Source organism: Comamonas sediminis (assembly GCF_041107495.1).
GTDB classification, from domain to species: domain Bacteria; phylum Pseudomonadota; class Gammaproteobacteria; order Burkholderiales; family Burkholderiaceae_C; genus Comamonas; species Comamonas sediminis.
On record NZ_JBGBDC010000001.1, the window covers coordinates 132,901 to 152,459 of the forward strand.

The window sequence follows — 19,559 nt, forward strand, 5'->3', positions numbered from 1 at the left end:
GCGCGACCGACCGGCCTTCCCGCCCGAGCTGGCTGCGTGCTGCCGCACGCGGCGCGGCCCAAATGGGTCGGCAAAAACACCACGCCGATGAGGAATTTAGGCGTTTGCACTATTTTTACCCAGGTACAAATACCAAAAACCTGATGGGGTTCTAGGTTATTGTGGCTTTTAACCTGGTTTTTATACAGTTTTTTGGCAATTTACTGTGAAACCGGTGGCCGCTGCGATGACCGTTTGATGACGCGAGGCCCCTGACCCAAATCAAGTCAGCAATCGCCTTGTCGGCGCGGGTCCGACAACGTTGTCAGTTCGCCGCTTCGGCTGGGCGGCTGTCACCGCTGATACGCGAATGGAACCGCAGCTTTGCATAAAAACAGAGCAGAAAAGCTGCGCGGCATTTGATAAAGATTGACTTTTCATCGAATCCTTTATATCAATCACGTTATTAAAAACATTAAATATAGACTATCAAGACCTATGCCTTACGCCGCGATGGACCCCAAGCGGCGGTGCTTTTTCTGCCGGACATCCGGCGCGCTGCGGCCCGGTCGCCACCGACCGGATCCGCGCCGGCGACGCACCGCTATACACGTTTTTTTATTACTTTTTTTTCTAATTTCGCCATTCAATAGTGTTGACTGTGTATTAAGCAAGCTTCTAGAATTCAGCCCATTGCATTGATTGCTGATTTTTTAGTCAACACCCTCCCGGTGTTTTGATCGTAGCCCCTGACACGCAAGAGCGTGCATGAAACGACAAGGGCCGTCTGCTGCGCAGATGGCCTGCCGGTGGCCGCACAGGACAGTGCGGCCCCACCCTGCCAGACCCCCGCCCGATGTAAAACCTACCGGGCGCTTGGAGGTGGTGGGACTTTGAAAGGAAAAATCCCTATGACGGCTCCCGCGCAAGTGGATGCCGGTGTGCGCTCGTTGAGCGCCACCATCAGCCGTGGTCTGATGACCATGGCACACAACAGTTTTGCTTTGATCGGTCTGGTGGTGGCGTTCTGCGCCCTCACCCTGGTGTCGCGTGACGACCTTCGCCATGCGGGCGAAGCGCAGTTGCGCAGCTGGTTGCAGGCACGCACGCAGGCGCCGGCGGCTGATGCCGCTATTGCCGACGCGGACGTCAGCGCCGCCGATGACGCGGCAATGATGGCCGCCGTGGACCGCGCCACTGCCAGCAATCCCCAGCAGTTGCCCCGCAACCAGGCCAATGTCGCCTACTGGCTGGCCAAGAAATACCGGGTCGCACCCGAGCCACTGGCCGTGCTCGTCTCTGAAGCCTACCAGGTCGGCAAGGACACCAAGCTCGACCCCACCTTGATCCTGGCGATCATGGCTGTGGAATCGAGCTTCAACCCCTTCGCCCAGAGCTCGGTGGGTGCGCAAGGCCTGATGCAGGTCATGACCAAGATCCACACCGACAAGTACGAGCACTTCGGCGGCCACTTTGCGGCCTTTGACCCGGTGACCAATCTGCGGGTGGGTGTCAAGGTGCTGCAAGAGTGCATTGAACGCGCTGGCTCGCTCGAAGGTGGTCTCAAGTACTATGTGGGCGCTGCCAACCTGCCCACCGATGGCGGTTACGCCGCCAAGGTGATGGCCGAGCATTTCCGCATCAAGCAAGTCGCCGAAGGCCGCAGCAACACCCCCAAGGCACCGGTGGCTCCCGCCGCCAAGCCATCGCTGTCTGCCCAGGCAGATATGCCGGCAGCGGCCGCTACCGTGGCCGACAAGGCCAAGGCGGCCAGCAACAGCGCTGCTGCCGCGGCCGCCGAGACGGTGGCGCTGGCTGACAAGCCCGCTGCGCTGCCTGCCGCTGCCAAGGCCGAGGCCACCGCCGTGGCCATGGGCTCCTGAGCGCAGGCTTTCCTCTCACCCCCTGGCAAAGCACCCCTTGAGGGTGCTTTTTGCTTGGGGGCCTGGTCTTTACTGGCGAACGCGATAAACCCATTGCCTCCAGCGCGCTGTGGCCTCGGCTACACTAGCCGGGTACGCGACTGGCGATAGACATCTGTATGACCGGATTGTTGACGTGGAATGCAGGCCCGGCCTGCAGCAACCACCGGGGAGCGTACCGTGCAGTGCCAGGGCGGGCCCACCGTCCCCCGCACCCGCCACGTGTTAGCCGTGCGCCTGGGCAGCCCCTGTTTTTGCCACCCTCAACGTTGGCAGGCAGGGCTCACTTCTGACTCCAACGACCGCCATGTACCAACGCAACATCCTTGTCGAACAGACCGACGCAGAACTCTTTGCAGCCATCCAGGCCGAAAACCAGCGTCAAGAGCAGCACATCGAGCTGATCGCCAGCGAGAACTATGCCTCCCCTGCCGTGATGTGGGCCCAGGGCACCCAGCTGACCAACAAGTACGCCGAAGGCTACCCCGGCAAGCGCTACTACGGCGGCTGCGAATTTGTCGATATCGCCGAGCAACTGGCGATCGACCGCGTCAAGCAGCTGTTTGGCGCTGAAGCGGCCAACGTGCAGCCCCATTGCGGCGCCTCCGCCAACGAGGCAGTCTTCCTGGCCTTCCTCAAGCCCGGCGACACCATCATGGGCATGAGCCTGGCCGAAGGCGGTCACCTGACCCACGGCATGCCGCTGAACATCTCCGGCAAGTGGTTCAACGTCGTCTCCTACGGCCTGAACGCGAAGGAAGAGCTGGACTACGACGCCATGGAAAAGAAGGCGCACGAGACCAAGCCCAAGCTGATCATCGCTGGCGCTTCGGCCTACTCGCTGGAAATCGACTTCGCCCGCTTTGCCAAGGTGGCCAAGGATGTCGGCGCGATCTTCATGGTGGACATGGCCCACTATGCCGGTCTGATCGCCGCAGGCGAGTACCCCAACCCCGTGCCCCACGCTGATGTGGTGACGACGACGACCCACAAGAGCCTGCGCGGCCCACGTGGCGGCGTCATCCTGATGAAGGCCGAGCACGAAAAGGCCATCAACTCGGCCGTGTTCCCCGGCCTGCAAGGCGGCCCGCTGATGCATGTGATCGCTGCCAAGGCTGTGGCTTTCAAGGAAGCGCTGTCGCCCGAGTTCAAGACCTATGCCCAGCAGATCAAGACCAACGCCCGCATCGTGGCCGAGACCCTGACCGAGCGCGGCCTGCGCATCATCTCCGGTGGCACGCAAAGCCACGTGATGCTGGTGGACCTGCGCGCCAAGGGCATCACCGGCAAGGAAGCCGAAGCCGTGCTGGGCGCTGCCCACATGACGATCAACAAGAACTCCATCCCCAACGACCCGGAAAAGCCGATGGTCACCAGCGGCATCCGTATCGGTACGCCTGCGATGACCACCCGTGGTTTCAAGGACGAAGAAGCGCGCCTGACCGCCAACCTGATCGCCGACGTGCTGGACAACCCCCGTGACGAGGCCAACATCGCCGCCGTGCGCGCAAAGGTCAACGCCCTGACCGCACGTTTCCCCGTCTACCGTTGATCTGAGCAGCGCCCGCGCCTATGAAATGCCCCTTCTGCAGCCATCCCGATACCCAGGTGGTGGAGACCCGTGTTGCAGAAGACGGCGGCTTTGTACGGCGCAGGCGCCAATGCGGCCATTGCGAAAAGCGCTTCACCACCTACGAGCGGCCCGAAGTCAGCCTGCCGGTCATCGTCAAGAAGGACGGCCGGCGCATCGACTACGACCGCAGCAAGCTGCGCGGCTCCTTCAGCCTGGCGCTGCGCAAGCGCCCGGTAAGCATCGACAAGGTGGACATGGCACTCGAGCATGTCGAAGACAAGCTGCGCACCCTGGGTGCGCGCGAGGTGCAGACCCATCTGATCGGGGAGCTGGTCATGGCCGAGCTGCAAAAGCTCGATAAGGTGGCTTACATCCGCTACGCCAGCGTGTATCGCAGCTTTGAGGACATTGACCAGTTCAAGTCCATCGTCGACGAGGTAACCACCCCGCCGCCGGCTGCCAAAAAAGACGGCGCCCGTAAAAAGGACTGAGCCAACGAAAAAATGCGAACCCCAGGGTTCGCATTTTTATTTGGGGAGGCCAGCCATGGAGCCAGCCCGGGCTGCGCCTCGTCAGTCCCGCGGCGCCTCGGCGGCGATCGGGCCCACGGCCTGCACCACATCACTGTTCTGGGCGCGGTGGCGCAGCGCATGGTCCATCAGCACCATGGCCAGCAAGGCCTCGGCAATCGGTGCGGCGCGGATGCCCACGCAGGGGTCGTGCCGGCCCTTGGTGATGACTTCGGTGCTGTTGCCCTCGGTATCGATGGACTCGCGGGGGCTGATGATCGAGCTGGTCGGCTTGATGGCGATGCGGATCTCGATGTCCTGCCCGGTGCTGATGCCGCCCAGAATGCCGCCGGCATTGTTGCTGCGAAAGCCCTGGGGGCTGAGCGAATCACCGTGCGTGGTGCCACGCTGGCCCACGCTGTCAAAACCAGCGCCGATCTCCACCGCCTTGACGGCATTGAGGCCCATCATCGCGTAGGCGATATCGGCATCGAGCTTGTCATACAGCGGCTCGCCCAGGCCCACCGGCACACCGCTGGCCTGCACGCGGATCAGCGCGCCGCAGGAGTCGCCCGCCTTGCGCAGCGCATCCATATAGTCTTCATAGCGGCTGACATCGGCCACCGGTGCAAAAAACGGGTTGTTGGGCACATGCGCCCAGTCCTCGAACGGCAGGGCCACCTCGCCCACCTGCAGCATGCAGGCGCGGAACGCGGTGCCGAACTTCTCTTTCAGCCACTTCTTGGCCACGGCGCCGGCCGCCACGGTAGGCGCCGTCAGCCGGGCCGACGAGCGGCCGCCACCACGCGGGTCGCGGATGCCGTACTTGTGCCAGTAGGCATAGTCGGCATGGCCCGGGCGAAAGCTCTGCGCAATATTGGAGTAGTCCTTGCTGCGCTGGTCGGTATTGCGGATCAGCAGCGCAATCGGCGTGCCCGTGGTCTTGCCCTCGTAAACGCCCGACAGAATCTCCACGCTGTCGGGCTCATTGCGCTGGGTGACAAATTTGCTGGTGCCGGGGCGGCGGCGGTCCAGATCCTGCTGGATGTCTGCCTCGCTCAACGCCATGCCCGGTGGGCAGCCGTCAATCACGCAGCCAATCGCCGGGCCATGGGATTCGCCAAAGTTGGTAACAGTAAATAGGGTGCCGAAGGTATTGCCGCTCATAGCCCGCCATTATCACTGATGCCAGTGCCCCGCACAGCCCCGCAGGGCTCACCAGCAGGGCTGCTCACCCCCGGGCGGCTGGCCGGCATGGGGCCAGCCACTGGGCAGGCCCTGCAGCACCGCGCTGTGGCGCACCGCGCGCAGGCGGCCAAAGCCGGTGTCCATGGTTTCCAGATAGGCCGCTGGCGGCACGCTGGCGGGTGCCGGCGCAGCCGATACCGGCCGCTGCCCCATGGATTGCAGCCACTGCGCCACGCGCGCCAGCGATACCTGCACATGCCAGCTGCCGCCTTGCGTCACCTGGCGGTACAAGGCCGCCTGGATGCCAAAGGCCAGCATAAAGCCCGCGCTGTAATCCAGAATCTGCAGCGGCAGCGCCCGCAGCCCCGCGCTGCCAAAAGCCTGGCCCTCGGCCCAGTTGATGCCGCAAACCGTCTGCACCAGCGAATCGAAGCCACGCCGGTCGGCCCAGGGGCCGCTGCGCCCGTAGGCCGACAAGCTGGCATACACGATACCGGGCCGCAGCCGGGCGACAGACTGCGGCTCCAGCCCCAGCGCATCCAGCGCGCCAGGCCGGTAACCCTGCAGCAGCACATGGGCCTGGCCCAGCAACGCGGCCATGTTGCGCTGGCCTGTCTGCGTTTTCAGGTCCAGCAACACCGAGCGCTTGCCCCGGCTCATATCGGCAATGGCGTCGATATTGGGCAGGCCCGGGCCATTGACCATCAGCACATCGGCCCCTTGCGCGGCCAGGCTGCGGGCGGCCACGGGTCCGGCCAGAATGCGGGTCAGGTCCAGCACGCGCAGGCCATCCAGCGGCCGGTGCCGGGCAGGCGCAGGCCAGTCACGGGCTGCGGCGGGCTGGCCGCTGTCCAGTTGCGTGATGGACACCAGGGGCTGCGCTGCCACCGCCGCACTTTGGGGGTGGGCCTGCCAGGCCTGCGGGCTGCGGGCGGCTGCGACCACCAGACCGAGCGCTGCGGCCCGCTCTTCCACCGCCTGCGCCGTCCAGCCTTTGAGCGCATCGGCCACCGCCTGGCGCGGAGTGGCTGCGCCGGTGGGCAGGCCCAGCAGCCGCAGCAAGCCATCGCGGTGGTGGTCAAAATTGGCATGGATGCGCAGCCAGCCCGGCTCGCCCAGATCGGCGCCGCAGGCATACAGGCCCGAAATGGGGGCCCACAGGTTGGGCTGCTCACCGTCTATCGTGAAATAACCGCTGCATTCGGCCAGCACATGGCCCACATCCACATTGACCGGGGGCATGGGCAGCTGCTGGCGGTGCTGGTCGATCCAGGCGCTGGCCAGGCCGCTGGCAGCCACTGCAGCCGGGGCCGCCACATCGATGCAAAAGCTCGACGGGTAGGCTGTGCCGTCGCCGCTGAGCGCCAAAGCGCCTGGCTGCAAAGCCTGCGCTGGCAGACCCGCTTGCTGCCACAGCGTGTGCACGCTGGTCTGGATGGCGGCATGCAGCGGCAGCTGCGTCAGGGTTTGGGTGGCGGCGGTGTTGTGGTCAGTGGTTGGCAAGGCGTTCTCCTGGTGGGCACATGGCCGCCATTGCATACCTGCCGCCCGCTCGGGTCAATCTTGATTGGCTCGGTACACCTGACTTATGTCCCGCACTGCATTAGCATGGCACATGGTTCCTGCACGCCCCGCCCCCACCCCGCCTGCCGACAACGACAGCCCCTGGCTCACCAGCCAGCAGGCCGCCGCGATGCTGGGCGTGCAGCGCGCCAGCCTCTATGCCTATGTGAGCCGGGGGCTGCTGCGGGCGCACAGCCAACCGGGCACGCGCAGCCATGTCTACGCCCGTATCGATGTGCAGCGCCTGGCGCGCCAGCGGCAAGCGGTACGCAACCCCGCGCAGTTGGCCCGCTCCACGCTGGATTGGGGCACACCGGTGCTGCGCTCGGCTATCACCCAGGTCAGCCAGGGCCAGCTGTATTACCGGGGCCGCCATGCGCTGCAATGGGCGCAGCATGCCAGCCTGGAGGACACGGCTGCGCTGCTGCTGGACCAGCCCCTCGCGGCAGCACCCCCCAGCGCCCGCAGCGCCCCCATGCCAGCCACTGCAGGCGCTGCAGGCACCGCAGGCATGGCAGCCGCCTCACAGCCCGTGCTACAACCCCGCACAGCCGACCAGGTACTGCGCGCCTGGCACAGCCTGCCCGCCAACGATCCCAACCTGGCCCATCCCGGCTGGCCTCGGCCGCTACTGCAGCAGATGCTGGAGGTGCTGGCCGGATTGCCGTCCTCTGACGACGCGCCGTCCTGGGCCGGACCGCTCATCCACCAGCAGCTCGCAGCCCTTTGGCAAGTGGATGCAGCGGGCGAAGACACCCTGCGCCAGGCCTTGGTGCTTTGCGCCGACCATGAGCTCAATGCCTCCAGCTTTGCGGCCCGCGTGGTGGCCTCCACAGGCGCCAGCCTGCATGCCAGCCTCGGCGCCGGCCTGGCGGCGCTCAGCGGCCCGCTGCACGGCGGCATGACGGCGGTGATCGACCGGCACTGGGACGACTGGCATGCGGCGCCGCAGGCCGACGGCACGCTGCCGCCCTCGCTCGCACAGTTGCTGGCCGGCACCCGCATCCACGGCAGCCCCCACTACTGCGCAGGCTTTGGCCACCCGCTCTACCCGGCCGGCGACCCGCGCAGCGAGCGGCTGCTGCGCCTGCTGCCTGCCGATGCGGCCCGCAGCGCCTTGCTGGCCAGCGTCCACCGCCACACCGGCCTGCACCCCAGTCTGGACTACGCGCTGGTGGCCATCCAGCGCGGCCTGGGCCTGCCAGCGGGCGCCGCCTTTGTGCTGTTTGCGCTGGGCCGCACGGCAGGCTGGCTGGCCCATGCGCTCGAGCAGCGCGCCAGCGGCCAGCTGATCCGGCCCCGCGCGCAGTATGTGGGCCTGCCGGCTGACACCGCGCCCCCGCCTGCGGATCCTGGCTCCACCGGCAGCCCCGTCAGCAGCATCCCGGGGCGGATCATCCGTTTCTGAGCGGCACCCAAGCCCAGGCGCAAAAAAGCGGCCTCGCAGGCCGCCCGTGTTGCAGGTGTTGAGCAGAACCGGCACACCGCAAGCTGCGCCGGCGGTGCATCAGGAATCGGTCTCGCCTTCCACCGGCCAGTCGCGGATATAAGCCTTGAGCATCTTGTTCTCGAAGTTCTGGCTGTCGACGACGGCCTTGGCCACGTCGTAGAAGCTGATCACCCCCATCAGCATCTTCTTGTCCATCACCGGCATATAGCGCGCATGGCGGTCCAGCATCATGCGGCGCACCTCGTCCATGTCGGTCTCCATCGTGCAGGTCAAAGGTGCGTCATCCATCACGCTGCGCACCAGGATGCTGCCGGCGGTACCGCCGTTGTTGACGATGGCGACGATCACCTCGCGGAACGTCAACATGCCCACGACGTCGCCGTGCTCCATCACCACCAGCGAGCCAATGTCCTTCTCTGCCATGGTCTGGATCGCGTCGCCCAGAGGGTCATTCACGCTGGCCGTGTAGAGGGTGTTGCCTTTGAGGCGGAGGATATCGCTGACTTTCATGGGTGTCTCCTTGTACCGTTCTCCGATGCGGGTGGGACCCGTCTGCATGCAAACGCATCGGCGACAGGCCTGCCAGTCCGGGTCTGCTAAATATAGCCGACAATGCCCGTCCAGAACGACAACATCGCGGAGATACGCCATGCCCGGTTATACCGATCCCGGCTTTGACACCCTGAGTCTGCACGCCGGCGCCCAGCCGGACCCTGCCACCGGCGCCCGTGCCGTCCCCATCCACCTGACCACGTCCTTCGTCTTCGAGTCGAGCGACCACGCGGCCAGCCTCTTCAATCTGGAGCGGCCCGGCCATGTCTACAGCCGCATCAGCAACCCCACCAATGCGGTGCTCGAGCAGCGCGTTTCCGCACTCGAAGGGGGCGTCGGTGCGATCGCGGTGGCCAGCGGCCAAGCCGCGTTGCACCTGTCGATTGCGACCTTGATGGGTGCGGGCAGCCATATCGTCGCCAGTACCGCGCTCTACGGTGGCAGCCAGAACCTGCTGCACTACACGCTGGCCCGCTTTGGCATCGAGACGACTTTCGTCAAACCCGGCGATATCGACGGCTGGCGCGCTGCGGTGCGGCCCAACACCAAGCTGTTCTTTGGCGAGACCGTCGGCAACCCCGGCCTCGATGTGCTGGACATCCCCACGGTCTCGGCCATCGCCCATGAGGCCGGCGTACCCTTGCTGGTCGACTCCACCCTGACCTCGCCGTGGCTGATCAAGCCCTTTGCGCATGGCGCCGACATCGTCTACCACTCGGCCACCAAGTTCCTCTCCGGCCACGGCACCGTCATCGGCGGCATCGTGGTCGATGGGGGCAGTTTTGACTGGGAGAAGTCTGGCCGCTTCCCCGAGCTGACCGAGCCCTATGACGGCTTTCACAACATGGTGTTCAGCGAGGAATCGACGACCGGCGCCTTCTTGCTGCGCGCGCGGCGTGAGGGCCTGCGTGACTTTGGTGCCTGCATGAGCCCGCACAGCGCCTGGCTGATTCTGCAAGGCATCGAAACCTTGCCGCTGCGCATGGAGCGCCATATGCGCAATACCGAAAAGGTGGTGCAGTTCCTGGCCAGCCACCCGCTGGTCAGCCGCGTGGGCCACCCCCTGCTCGACAGCCACCCCTCCCACGCGCTGGCCCAGAAGCTGCTGCCGCGCGGCGCGGGCTCGGTGTTCAGCTTTGACATTGCCGGCAACCGCAACCAGGGCAAGAAGTTCATTGAGACGCTCAAGGTCTTCAGCCACCTGGCCAATGTCGGTGACTGCCGCTCGCTGGTCATCCACCCGGCCAGCACCACGCACTTTCGCATGCACGACGACGCGCTGGCGCAAGCGGGCATCAGCCAGGGCACGATCCGCCTGTCCATCGGCCTCGAAGATGCCGACGACCTGATCGACGACCTCAAGCGCGCGCTCAAGGCCGCAGAGAAGGCCGCATGATGCAAATCCGTGTCTATGCATCGCAGGATGCGCCAGCGGTGGTGCAGCTGTGGAACGACTGTGGCCTGACCCGCCCCTGGAACGATCCGCACAAGGACATCGCGCGCAAGCTGAGCGTCTCGCCCGAGCTGTTCTGGGTCGGTGTCGATGACCAGGGCGAAGTGGTGGCCAGCATCATGGTCGGCTACGACGGCCACCGGGGCTGGATCAACTACCTGGCCGTGCACCCCAGGCACCAGCGCCAGGGCCATGCGCGCCAGTTGATGCAGCGCGCCGAGGCCGAGCTGACCGCGCTGGGCTGCCCCAAGCTCAACCTGCAGGTGCGTGCCGGCAACGAGGCCGTCATCGCCTTCTATGAAAGCCTGGGTTACAGCGACGACCACACCGTGAGCCTGGGCAAGCGGCTGATTGCAGACATCTAGACCATCGGAGCACAGACATGCGAATCCAAGTTCAAGGTGCCGACCTGTATGCCTACACCGGCGGCAAGGCGCTCAATGCCAACCAGCCCACTGCCATCTTCATCCACGGCGTGCTGTGCGACCACAGTGTCTGGGCGCTGCAAAGCCGCTACCTGGCCAACCATGGCTGGAATGTGCTGGCCATCGACCTGCCGGGGCACTGCAAGAGCGGTGGCGCCGCGCCGCAGACTGTGGAGCAGGCCGCCGGCACCATCGCCCAGCTGCTCGATGCCGCCGGGCTGGAGCGCGCCGCCCTCATCGGCCACAGCTGGGGCAGCCTGATTGCGATGGAAGCGGCCGCACGCCTGGGCGAACGCATCAGCCACCTGGTGCTGGTCGGCACTGCCGATCCGATGAAGGTTGCGCCCGCCTTGCTGGAGCAAGCGTTGAACGCCACTGACCAGGCCATTGGCATGGTGCAGACCTTCTCGCGCGCGACTTTGGCCCCCCCTTCGGGCGCCGGCAGCTGGGTGTTTGGCGCAGGCATGGCGCTGGCCCGCCGCGTGCAGGCGAGCAACAGCGATACCAACCTGCTGCACACCGGTTTTGTCGCCTGTGACAGTTACCGCAACGGCCAGGCCGCCATGGCCGCGCTGGCCTGCCCGGTGCTGTTCGTGCTGGGCGAGCAGGACCAGATGACCCCGGCCCGCGCCGCGCGCAGCCTCGTGGATGCAGCCCAGGCGGCCGGCAAGCAGGTGCAGGTCCGCATGGTGCCCTGCGGTCATAACCAGATGACCGAGTCGCCCGATGAGACCTTGTTCGCCATCCATGATTTTCTCAAGGCCCGGCCCGCCTCCCAGCGCGCCGCCTGAGGAAATGCTGCGGCGCAACAAGAGCCGCTCCCGATGGCGCCACCAGTGTTGCTATGGTGTGATTGCTTTTGTTTTTATAGCAGTCTATCCCGTATGTATCTGGCGTAAGAAGGCGTAAGCCTCCGCAGAAAATGCCGCAATCTAGGCAGCAAATGCGTTAGCCTATCCACTAGGCCGATGGAGGCCCAGACAGCTGCATCTGAAAAGCTGCAGACCGGATACATACGACTTATGCAATACAAGGCCCTTCCCTGTTTGCTGCAGCACTGCCAGGCGCAACCCTGGCACCTGTTGCGGCCACGCGTGGACATGGACCTGGAGCGTTGGGCGGAGACCTGGGCGGACCAGTTGTCAAGCCTGCATGAATTCTCCAGCCATGGCTACTATGGTCTGGACGTGCAGGATCTGGACGCCGACAGCCAGCGCGCAGCGCGCGCCGGCTGGTGCCGGGCTGCGCTGCAGTCGCTGGCGCTGCTGGACCTGGCCTACAGCCGTGGCCTGCCCCCGCGTGCGATGGAAGGTCTGTTCGAGCACGTGTTGCACTGGTGCAATGAATACGCGGATTTCATGCGCAGCGCTGCGGCCACGCCTGCGCAGGCGGTGCAGCCGTTCAACCCCGCCTCCAACAACTACCCGGCTGCTGTGCAACTGCTCGCTTTGCCGATCCTGCTGGAGCGCCAGGAACTGATCCCGGGCATCGTCAAACGGCTGCTGGGCAACCGCTGTGACTGCCTGCTCGACTACCTGAGCGCCGTCGCCTGCGACAAGGACGAGGCCTCCGCCCAGGTGTTCTGTCCCAAACCTTATGCCGATCTGGCCGCCTTCTTCGAGCAGACCGAGCTGGGCACCGCGCCACTGCAGCACTATCTAGAAGAACACTACAGCAGCCAGCCCCACCCGACGCTGGCGGCCATTGGCCGGCTGATCGGCATGGGCGAACACCATCCGCGTTGGGCCTGGGAGGTCGCCGCGCTGGTGGTGCTGTATGAACTCGACGACAGCGCACTGACCGCCTTCAGCTGCTACCCCGCCGACATGGTGGCGCTGGCGCGCCAGCGGCTGGCATTCAACGAGGCCAGCTTCGCCGTCCACTGAAGGGCGTGTAGCGCCCCTCCGCGCAAGCGGGTGCAGGTGGCGGCCGGCGCAGCCAAGCCAGCAAGCGGTCTGAAGGACGCAGCACCTCCGGCCCCTGAAACAACGCTCAGGCCTTGGCTGGCACGGCCTGATCCCCCTCATCACCCGGCCCCGGCCCCAGCGCCTGCGCTGGCGCTTGCAGCTCGGGTTCCGGTGCCGCATCAGGCAGCCGCTGGCGGCGCTCCAGCAACGCAATCAGCACCATCTGGTCCAGGCCGCTGTGCCACCACAGCGGCTCGGTGGCTTCATTGCGATCAAGCATCAGCGCAGCCACCAGCGGCGCGGCCAGGGTCTGCGCAGGCTCGATCAGCAGCACATAGCGCATGTCATGCTGGCTCTCGGGCGCACCGGTGCCGGTTCGGCGTTCATCGACATCCACCACAGCGCCCACCCAGTCGAGCTGGCACAGCACATCGAGTGCGCGATGCAGCTGCACATCCTCCACCTGCAGGCGGGTCGCAAGCTGGTGCAGGTACAGGCCCTTTTCGGGTTGGTAGCGCATCAGGTTGAGCGCGCGCAGGCATTCCAGCGCCAACTGAAAATCCCAGCTCTGCGCCAGCGGCAGCCGCGCCACGCCGGCCAGCAGGCTGGGCAGGTAGGCAGCGACCACCGCGCCCAGCAGCACGATCACCCAGGCCACATAGATCCAGATCAGCAAGATTGGCAAGGTGGCAAAGGTGCCATAGATCGTCGAATAGGTCGGCACATGCACGAGGTACAAGGTCAGCACCTTCTTGGCCACCTCGATGCCCACGGCCACGAAAAGGCCGCCGGCCAGCGCATCACGCCAGCGCACATGGGTGTTGGGCACATAGCGGTACATGGCAGTCACGCCCGATGCCAGCAGCACAAACTCCAGCGAATCAAAAGCCAGCCGGATCAGGTACGGCAGCTCGCCAAAGGCACTGCGCGAGGCCGCCACCACCGACGACGTCAGCACCAGGCTGGAGGCCAGCACCAGCGGGCCCAGCGACATGGCCGCCCAGTAGATCAGCACGCGCTGGCCCAGCGGCCGCAGCTGGCGCACGCGCCAGATGTTGTTCAGGGTACGGTCCATCGTCAGGATCAGCGCCAGCGCTGTCACCAGCAGAAAGCTCAGGCCGGCCAGGCCCAGGCGGCTGGCCTTGGACGCAAACTGCGTGATGTAGCCCAGCACCTGGCTCGCAATGGTGCTGGGGATCAGGCTCTCGATCAGCCAGCGCTGCAACTGCGCCTCGACCGTCGCAAACATCGGAAAGGCGGTGAGCAAGGCCAGCGCCACCGTGAAAAAGGGCACCAGTGCCAGCATCGTGGTAAAGGTCAGGCTGCTGGCCGTCAGGCCCAGGCGGTCCTCACCGAAGCGCGTGCGCAAGGTGTTGACGGTATTGCGCCACGGAAACGCCGCAAACTGCTGCCACCACAGCGCCCATCCCTGGCGCCGATGCACCTGCAAAGATGCCGCGTTTTTCTCATCACTTACGTACATACCGATATGATGCCATTTCCATGCCTGTATCCACCCCTGATCCTGCGGCAAATCTGCCTGAATTGGTAACGCCTGCGCCGGCCGGCGCCGCTGCGCAATACTCGCGCTGGCTGGCGGTGGCGGCGCTGCTGGGCCTCGTGGTGCTGTGCCTGGCCTGGGAGCTGTGGCTCGCTCCGCTGCGGCCGGGCGGCTCCTGGCTGGTGCTCAAGGCCTTGCCGCTGTGCCTTCCGCTGGCCGGCCTGCTCAAGCACCGCATGTATACCTACCGCTGGCTGAGCCTGCTGGTGTGGCTGTATTTTGTCGAAGGCGTGGTGCGCGCCTGGGGCGATGCCGCGCCCAGCCGCTGGTGCGCGCTGGCCGAGATCGCACTGTGCCTGCTGCTGTTTGCCGCCTGCGTGGTGCATATCCGGGGCCGCCAACGCGCCGTGGCCCCGGCGCCCAAGCCGGCCGCTGCCGCCTCCTAGATTCTTTTTCTTTTCATTTGCTGAGACCTCCAATGACCGACCTGATAGCGAGCTTGCGCCAGATAGTGGGCGATGCCCATGTGCTTACCGAGGGCGACCTGAGCGCCTACGAACAGGACTGGCGCCGCCGCGTCCACGGCAAGGCGCTGGCGGTGGTACGCCCTGCCACGACCGAGCAAGTGGCGGCCGTCGTCAAGGCCTGCGCGGCCAACGGCACCTCCATCGTGCCCCAGGGCGGCAACACCGGCCTGGTCGTGGGCTCCACGCCCGACACCTCGGGCCAGCAGGTGGTGCTGAACCTGGGCCGCATGCAGGCCATCCGTGCGATCGACAAGGACAACCTCACCGTCACAGTCGAGGCCGGCTGCATTCTGCAAACCCTGCAGGAGCGCTGCGAAAGCCAGGGCTACCTGTTCCCGCTGTCGCTGGCGGCCGAAGGCAGTTGCACCATCGGCGGCAACCTGGGCACCAATGCCGGCGGCACCCAGGTCGTGCGCTATGGCAATACCCGCGAGCTCTGCCTGGGCCTCGAAGTCGTCAATGCGCAGGGCGAGATCTGGAACGGCCTCAAGGGCCTGCGCAAGGACAACACCGGCTACGACCTGCGCAACCTCTTCATCGGCAGCGAAGGCACCTTGGGCGTGATCACCGCCGCAACGATGAAGATCTACCCGATGCCGGCGAGCCAGCTCACCGCCTGGGCGGCTCTGCCGTCGTTCGATGCCGCCGTGCGCCTGCTGGCGCTGGCCCACCAGTACCTGGGCGCGGGCCTGACCGGCTTCGAAGTGATGAACCGCTTTGCGCTGACCTTGGTGGACAAGCACATGCCCCAGCTGCGCGTGCCCTTTATCGACAACCCCGCCTTCCCCTACGCCGTCGTGCTGGAAAACTCCGACAGCGAATCGGAAGAACATGCCCGCAGCCGCTTTGAGGCGCTGATGGAAGCCGCCTTCGAGCAGGAGATCGTGCTCGACGCCGTCGTGGCCGAGAACCTGGGCCAGGCCCACAACCTCTGGCATATCCGCGAGAGCATTCCGCTCGCACAGGTCGAGGAAGGCCTCAACATCAAGCACGACATCTCGGTGCCCATCTCGCGCATCCCCGAGTTTGTCGAGCATGCCACGCAGGTGCTCAACGACCAGGTGCCGGGCATGCGCCTGGTCAATTTCGGCCACCTGGGCGACGGCAATCTGCACTTCAATGTGCAGGCGCCCGAGGGCGTCGACGCCAAGCAGTTTCTCGATGAGCGTGAGCACGAGGTCAACCACATCGTCTATGACGCAGTCGCCGCCTTCGGCGGCTCCATCTCGGCCGAGCACGGCATCGGCACGCTCAAGGTCGACACCCTGCCGCAGTACCAGTCGCCGGTGGCCTTGTCGATGATGCGTGCGGTCAAGGCCGCGCTGGACCCGCAGAACATCATGAACCCGCATGCGATGGTCACACGCGGCTAAATAAGCTGCACACCACCAAACAGGGCGGCCCTCGATGAGGTGCCGCCCTGTTTTTTTCGCGCCGAAGGATCAGGACGCCGGCGTGCCCACCGCGTTGCTGATCATCTGGTTCACATCCTTGGGCCAGGAGAAGGCCGCGCCCGGGTCCTGCACCACGCGGGGCTGGCCGTCCTGCAGCCACCAGATGCGCATGGTGTTGCTCTTGGCATCCAGGGCCACGGCGGCGGCATTCTGGCCACCATCGTGCTGGCGGTTGCCGGTGATGTAGTAGACGGAGCCCTGTTTGCTCAGCGGCCCGGTCACCTGCAGGTTCTGCATGAAGGCCGCACGGTGCTCACCCAGCAGGTGCTGCATGCGCGCGGCCATCACACCCTGCTGCAGGAAAGCGGCATCGTGCGGATACTGGCCCACCTGGGCCTGCAGCTGGTTCCAGGCCTGCTGGCCGTGGGGGTCCATGCCAGCGGGCGCCGTCTGGCAGCCGGCCAGCGCCAGCGCCGCAGCAGCGCCCAGGGCCAGGCCCCATTTCTTCGTCATCGTCCACATATCGGTGTCCTTGTCAGCGTTTGCAGCGCCCTCTCCTGCGCCCGGCAAACTGTCGATGTCCCGGCGCCCACCGGCTTGGGCCACGGCGGTGTGCCGCCGGCTCCGGTGGGCCCGGGCGCCAAAGCCGACACCCTACACCAATTTTTGCGCGCCAATGGCCATCGCAGGTATCTCCCACAGGCGCTTATCCTTACGGCCTACGCAAGCAACGCGGCCGTCGTACAGTACATCCTTTGGGCCTTGCCACCTGCCCCGCCGCCTTGGCACGCATGCCCGCGCCGGGCCAGGCGCCCGCCCCCCGGCGGCGATGCGGCCAGGCCCCCCGAACAGCCCCAGAAGAACATGAAGCAATACCTCCAACTCGTCCAGAACATCCTGGACCAAGGCTCCTGGCAGACCAACCGCACAGGCATCCGCACGCTCAGCATGCCCGGTGCCATGCTCAAGTTTGATCTGCAGCAAGGCTTTCCGGCCGTCACCACCAAGAAGCTAGCTTTCAAATCCGCCATCGGCGAGATGGTCGGTTTTCTGCGCGCCGCGCGCAGCGCCGCCGATTTCCGCGCGCTGGGCTGCAAGGTCTGGGACCAGAACGCCAATGAAAACCAGGCCTGGCTGGCCAACCCCTACCGCCTCGAGGCCGATGACCTGGGCCCCGTCTACGGCGTGCAATGGCGCCAGTGGCCGGCCTACAAGCTGATCGACCTGGCCCGGCCCCACAGCCAGGCCCAGGTGGCCGACGCGCTCGCCAAGGGCTACACCCAGATCGGCGAAGTGGCCGAAGGCGGCAAGCGCCAGATCGTGCTCTACAAGGCCATCGACCAGCTGCGCCAGTGCCTGGACACCATCATGACCGACCCGGGCAGCCGCCGCATCCTCTTCCACGGCTGGAACTGGGCCCAGCTCGAAGAAATGGCCCTGCCCCCCTGCCACCTGCTCTACCAGTTCCTCGTCGACCAGAGCAAGCGCGAGATCTCGCTGTGCCTGTATATCCGCAGCAATGATGTGGGCCTGGGCACCCCCTTCAACCTGACCGAAGGCGCCGCGCTGCTGCACCTGATGGGGCGCCTGAGTGGCTACACCCCCCGCTGGTTCACCTACTTCATCGGTGATGCCCACATCTACGAAAACCACCTGGACATGCTGCAGGAGCAGCTCAAGCGCGAGCCCTTTGAATCCCCCAAGCTGGTGCTGTCGGACCGCATCCCCGACTACGCGGTGACCGGCCAGTACCAGCCCGAATGGCTGGAAAAGGTCGAGCCCTCGGACTTCTGGCTGGAAGGCTACCAGCACCATGCGCCGTTGACGGCGCCGATGGCGGTATAAACAGAAACGCCCGCTATCGCGGGCGTTTGCTTAGGTGGGAGCCATAGGGCCTCAGCCCCCGCAACGCGCCTTCAGCGCCTCGAACGACGCCCGCTTTTGCTTGCGGATCGGCAGCGGCAGCGCAATCGATTCGGCTTCGATCTGCATGCTCTTCATGCGCTCCGGGTCGGGGCAATCGGCCGGACGCGGCTCGGGGGCATCCGCGGGTGCTGCTGCCGGTGCTGTGGATGGCGGTGGGTTATCCGCCGGGCGGCTGGTGACCGGGCGGTCATGCTCGCGTGGGTTGATGCCCTGGCTGGACGGTGTCACGGTGATGGTCTCGGCCTTCTGCCCGGCCGCGCAGGGCTCGTCCTGAAAGCTGGTGCGGCCCTGGGCATCAACGCATTTGTTGATGGCCCATGCCGGTGCGCTCAAGCAGCACGCTGCCGCGAGCAATCCGGCAGCAAAGGTGGGGCGGGCGTAGGGCATGGGGCAGTCCAGACAAATGGCAAAAGCCCATTATGCGGCAGGCCACCACGGCGCCCTGTAGTCCCATCCTCAATTCAACTCGATGCGCACGCCGCTCTTGACCAGGGCCTGCAGCTTTTTGGTTTCGGCCTGCAGGTACTGGCCAAAGGCCTCGGGGGTGGACAGCGCTACCAGCAAACCGGTCTTGGCAATCTGCGCGCGCACCGCAGGGTCTCCCACGGCGCGGTGCAGATCGGCATTGATCTGCTGCACCACCGCATCGGGTGTGGCGGCCGGTGCCAGCATGCCAAACCAGCTGCCGCTGACAAAGTCCATGCCCAGCTCCTTGAAGGTCGGAATCTCGGGCGCGTCCGGGTGGCGCTGCTCGGAGGCCATGGCCACCGCCGCCACCTTGCCGGATTTGACCAGTGCGTACGACGACATGCCGTCAAACATGCCATCGACCACACCGGCCATCAGATCGGTCATCGCCGGGCCCTGCCCCTTGTAAGGCACATGGGTAAAGCGGATACCCGCCTTCGTCGCAAACAGCTCGGCGCCCAGATGCGGGCTCGACCCGGGGCCGGATGAAGCCAGCTTCAGCGATCCGGGCTCGGCCTTGGCGCGGTCGATCAACTGCTGCAGCGACTGCCCGCGCAAGCGGTTGGTGACCAGCAGCACATTGTGGCTGGAGCCCAGCAGGCCCACGGGCCGGAAGGCATCGGGCCCATAGGGCAGCTGGCGGCGCAGCACCGGGTTGGAGGTGTAGGCATAGCTGGTGAACAGCAGCGTATAGCCATCGGCCGGGGTGCGTGCCACTGCGCTGGTTCCTATGATGGTGCCCGCGCCGTCGCGGTTCTCCACCACCACCGGCTGGCCCCAGAGCGTAGCGAGCTTGGCCGCCAGCGACCGGGCCAGCGTATCGGTCAGGCCGCCGGCCGAATACGGCACCACGATCGTCACGCGTTTGTTGGGGAAAGCGGCCGTCGCCTCGGCCGCGGACGCGGACGCGGACGCGGCTGCAGCGCAAAAAGCCAGACCCAGCCCCAGGGCTGTAGTGCGCAAAGAAATCCATGAAGACATAAGACCTCCTTAGGGATCCTCTGCAAGACTCCCTGCCGTGGTCTGAACGCGGGCTCGGGCGATTCGCTGCGTTGTCTTCCTTGTCAATAGCTACGGCTATTGACTGCGAAAGACGCCTTGCGCCTCATCCCGATCCGCGCCCATCCCGCTTGGCGAGGGTCTTGCAGAGGATCCCTTACCCAGCCTGTCTGCCGGGCAATTGCCAGACCATTGCAAAAGTGGGCTGTGCCGTTGCGGCACA

18 protein-coding genes and 1 riboswitch are annotated in these 19,559 nt (G+C 65.5%); of the genes, 11 read left to right on the top strand and 7 right to left on the bottom strand.

Translation table 11 applies throughout. The features are described from left to right. Nucleotides 1-890 precede the first annotated feature (890 nt). The 3 genes from AB7A72_RS00595 to nrdR all read left to right on the top strand — a co-directional run bounded on the left by AB7A72_RS00595 (nucleotide 891) and on the right by nrdR (nucleotide 3,965). Nucleotides 891-1,862, top strand: a complete 972-nt coding sequence (locus AB7A72_RS00595) for a lytic transglycosylase domain-containing protein (protein WP_239811586.1) — start codon at nucleotides 891-893, stop codon at nucleotides 1,860-1,862. Nucleotides 1,863-1,988: 126 nt separating this feature from the next. After that, nucleotides 1,989-2,151, top strand: a riboswitch (ZMP/ZTP riboswitch). A gap of 57 nt (nucleotides 2,152-2,208) precedes the next feature. Next, nucleotides 2,209-3,453 (top strand): serine hydroxymethyltransferase, encoded by a 1,245-nt coding sequence (glyA, locus tag AB7A72_RS00600; protein ID WP_369458678.1) that lies wholly within the window; start codon nucleotides 2,209-2,211, stop codon nucleotides 3,451-3,453. A 20-nt stretch (nucleotides 3,454-3,473) separates the two neighbouring features. Beyond that, nucleotides 3,474-3,965 carry a transcriptional regulator NrdR gene (gene nrdR, locus AB7A72_RS00605; protein WP_313335543.1) on the top strand — a complete coding sequence of 164 codons (492 nt, stop codon included), beginning with the start codon at nucleotides 3,474-3,476 and terminating at the stop codon, nucleotides 3,963-3,965. Nucleotides 3,966-4,046: 81 nt separating this feature from the next. On the opposite strand, the gene aroC is transcribed toward nrdR, so the two are convergent. Together aroC and AB7A72_RS00615 are read right to left on the bottom strand one after the other, a co-directional pair. Next, nucleotides 4,047-5,150 (bottom strand): chorismate synthase, encoded by a 1,104-nt coding sequence (gene aroC, locus AB7A72_RS00610; RefSeq protein ID WP_369458679.1) that lies wholly within the window; start codon nucleotides 5,148-5,150, stop codon nucleotides 4,047-4,049. A 48-nt stretch (nucleotides 5,151-5,198) separates the two neighbouring features. Then, nucleotides 5,199-6,674: a CoA transferase gene (locus AB7A72_RS00615; protein WP_369458680.1), complete on the bottom strand. Its 1,476-nt coding sequence runs from the start codon at nucleotides 6,672-6,674 to the stop codon at nucleotides 5,199-5,201. Nucleotides 6,675-6,786: 112 nt separating this feature from the next. Between AB7A72_RS00615 and AB7A72_RS00620 the strand changes: the two genes are divergently transcribed. Beyond that, entirely contained in the window at nucleotides 6,787-8,142 is a 1,356-nt protein-coding gene (locus AB7A72_RS00620) for a citrate/2-methylcitrate synthase (RefSeq protein WP_369458681.1), read from the top strand. A gap of 99 nt (nucleotides 8,143-8,241) precedes the next feature. On the opposite strand, the gene AB7A72_RS00625 is transcribed toward AB7A72_RS00620, so the two are convergent. Then, nucleotides 8,242-8,694 carry a CBS domain-containing protein gene (locus tag AB7A72_RS00625; RefSeq protein WP_230771119.1) on the bottom strand — a complete coding sequence of 151 codons (453 nt, stop codon included), beginning with the start codon at nucleotides 8,692-8,694 and terminating at the stop codon, nucleotides 8,242-8,244. Nucleotides 8,695-8,833: 139 nt separating this feature from the next. Between AB7A72_RS00625 and AB7A72_RS00630 the strand changes: the two genes are divergently transcribed. The 4 genes from AB7A72_RS00630 to AB7A72_RS00645 all read left to right on the top strand — a co-directional run bounded on the left by AB7A72_RS00630 (nucleotide 8,834) and on the right by AB7A72_RS00645 (nucleotide 12,500). Continuing rightward, entirely contained in the window at nucleotides 8,834-10,132 is a 1,299-nt protein-coding gene (locus tag AB7A72_RS00630) for an O-acetylhomoserine aminocarboxypropyltransferase (protein WP_369458682.1), read from the top strand. Further along, nucleotides 10,132-10,554, top strand: coding sequence for a GNAT family acetyltransferase (locus AB7A72_RS00635; protein ID WP_369459089.1), 423 nt, complete (start codon nucleotides 10,132-10,134; stop codon nucleotides 10,552-10,554). The genes AB7A72_RS00630 and AB7A72_RS00635 overlap by 1 nt, the downstream gene beginning before the upstream one ends. A 17-nt stretch (nucleotides 10,555-10,571) precedes the next feature. Continuing rightward, the gene (locus tag AB7A72_RS00640) at nucleotides 10,572-11,405 is read left to right on the top strand and encodes an alpha/beta fold hydrolase (protein WP_312524911.1); all 834 of its coding nucleotides are present in this window, start codon (nucleotides 10,572-10,574) and stop codon (nucleotides 11,403-11,405) included. Nucleotides 11,406-11,636: 231 nt separating this feature from the next. Then, nucleotides 11,637-12,500, top strand: a complete 864-nt coding sequence (locus tag AB7A72_RS00645) for a PoNe immunity protein domain-containing protein (protein ID WP_312524913.1) — start codon at nucleotides 11,637-11,639, stop codon at nucleotides 12,498-12,500. Between the two features lie 106 nt (nucleotides 12,501-12,606). Here AB7A72_RS00645 and AB7A72_RS00650 read toward each other — a convergent pair whose 3' ends face one another. Beyond that, entirely contained in the window at nucleotides 12,607-14,004 is a 1,398-nt protein-coding gene (locus tag AB7A72_RS00650) for a YihY family inner membrane protein (RefSeq protein ID WP_369458683.1), read from the bottom strand. A gap of 20 nt (nucleotides 14,005-14,024) precedes the next feature. Here AB7A72_RS00650 and AB7A72_RS00655 point away from each other — a divergent pair, with 20 nt between their 5' ends. Both AB7A72_RS00655 and AB7A72_RS00660 read left to right on the top strand, forming a co-directional pair. Next, on the top strand, nucleotides 14,025-14,468 hold the full coding sequence (locus AB7A72_RS00655; RefSeq protein WP_239811576.1) for a DUF2069 domain-containing protein: 444 nt from the start codon (nucleotides 14,025-14,027) through the stop codon (nucleotides 14,466-14,468). Between the two features lie 32 nt (nucleotides 14,469-14,500). Beyond that, nucleotides 14,501-15,922, top strand: coding sequence for an FAD-binding oxidoreductase (locus tag AB7A72_RS00660; RefSeq protein ID WP_369458684.1), 1,422 nt, complete (start codon nucleotides 14,501-14,503; stop codon nucleotides 15,920-15,922). 69 nt (nucleotides 15,923-15,991) lie between these two features. On the opposite strand, the gene AB7A72_RS00665 is transcribed toward AB7A72_RS00660, so the two are convergent. Beyond that, entirely contained in the window at nucleotides 15,992-16,465 is a 474-nt protein-coding gene (locus tag AB7A72_RS00665) for a hypothetical protein (protein WP_369458685.1), read from the bottom strand. A 342-nt stretch (nucleotides 16,466-16,807) separates the two neighbouring features. Between AB7A72_RS00665 and AB7A72_RS00670 the strand changes: the two genes are divergently transcribed. Beyond that, on the top strand, nucleotides 16,808-17,788 hold the full coding sequence (locus tag AB7A72_RS00670; RefSeq protein WP_369458686.1) for a thymidylate synthase: 981 nt from the start codon (nucleotides 16,808-16,810) through the stop codon (nucleotides 17,786-17,788). A gap of 51 nt (nucleotides 17,789-17,839) precedes the next feature. Here the strand turns inward: AB7A72_RS00670 and AB7A72_RS00675 are convergent, their stop codons facing one another. Together AB7A72_RS00675 and AB7A72_RS00680 are read right to left on the bottom strand one after the other, a co-directional pair. Beyond that, nucleotides 17,840-18,256 (bottom strand): DUF4124 domain-containing protein, encoded by a 417-nt coding sequence (locus AB7A72_RS00675; RefSeq protein ID WP_369458687.1) that lies wholly within the window; start codon nucleotides 18,254-18,256, stop codon nucleotides 17,840-17,842. A 69-nt stretch (nucleotides 18,257-18,325) separates the two neighbouring features. After that, nucleotides 18,326-19,318 (bottom strand): tripartite tricarboxylate transporter substrate binding protein, encoded by a 993-nt coding sequence (locus AB7A72_RS00680; protein ID WP_369458688.1) that lies wholly within the window; start codon nucleotides 19,316-19,318, stop codon nucleotides 18,326-18,328. Between the last annotated feature and the right edge of the window lie 241 nt (nucleotides 19,319-19,559).

Bases quoted from the DNA above. Each gene is read 5' to 3' on its own strand.
- AB7A72_RS00595 (WP_239811586.1), top strand. From the start codon at position 891: ATGACGGCTCCCGCGCAAGTGGATGCCGGTGTGCGCTCGTTGAGCGCC.
- glyA (WP_369458678.1), top strand. From the start codon at position 2,209: ATGTACCAACGCAACATCCTTGTCGAACAGACCGACGCAGAACTCTTT.
- nrdR (WP_313335543.1), top strand. From the start codon at position 3,474: ATGAAATGCCCCTTCTGCAGCCATCCCGATACCCAGGTGGTGGAGACC.
- aroC (WP_369458679.1), bottom strand. From the start codon at position 5,150: ATGAGCGGCAATACCTTCGGCACCCTATTTACTGTTACCAACTTTGGC.
- AB7A72_RS00620 (WP_369458681.1), top strand. From the start codon at position 6,787: ATGGTTCCTGCACGCCCCGCCCCCACCCCGCCTGCCGACAACGACAGC.
- AB7A72_RS00625 (WP_230771119.1), bottom strand. From the start codon at position 8,694: ATGAAAGTCAGCGATATCCTCCGCCTCAAAGGCAACACCCTCTACACG.
- AB7A72_RS00630 (WP_369458682.1), top strand. From the start codon at position 8,834: ATGCCCGGTTATACCGATCCCGGCTTTGACACCCTGAGTCTGCACGCC.
- AB7A72_RS00635 (WP_369459089.1), top strand. From the start codon at position 10,132: ATGCAAATCCGTGTCTATGCATCGCAGGATGCGCCAGCGGTGGTGCAG.
- AB7A72_RS00640 (WP_312524911.1), top strand. From the start codon at position 10,572: ATGCGAATCCAAGTTCAAGGTGCCGACCTGTATGCCTACACCGGCGGC.
- AB7A72_RS00645 (WP_312524913.1), top strand. From the start codon at position 11,637: ATGCAATACAAGGCCCTTCCCTGTTTGCTGCAGCACTGCCAGGCGCAA.
- AB7A72_RS00650 (WP_369458683.1), bottom strand. From the start codon at position 14,004: ATGTACGTAAGTGATGAGAAAAACGCGGCATCTTTGCAGGTGCATCGG.
- AB7A72_RS00655 (WP_239811576.1), top strand. From the start codon at position 14,025: ATGCCTGTATCCACCCCTGATCCTGCGGCAAATCTGCCTGAATTGGTA.
- AB7A72_RS00660 (WP_369458684.1), top strand. From the start codon at position 14,501: ATGACCGACCTGATAGCGAGCTTGCGCCAGATAGTGGGCGATGCCCAT.
- AB7A72_RS00665 (WP_369458685.1), bottom strand. From the start codon at position 16,465: ATGTGGACGATGACGAAGAAATGGGGCCTGGCCCTGGGCGCTGCTGCG.
- AB7A72_RS00670 (WP_369458686.1), top strand. From the start codon at position 16,808: ATGAAGCAATACCTCCAACTCGTCCAGAACATCCTGGACCAAGGCTCC.
- AB7A72_RS00675 (WP_369458687.1), bottom strand. From the start codon at position 18,256: ATGCCCTACGCCCGCCCCACCTTTGCTGCCGGATTGCTCGCGGCAGCG.
- AB7A72_RS00680 (WP_369458688.1), bottom strand. From the start codon at position 19,318: ATGTCTTCATGGATTTCTTTGCGCACTACAGCCCTGGGGCTGGGTCTG.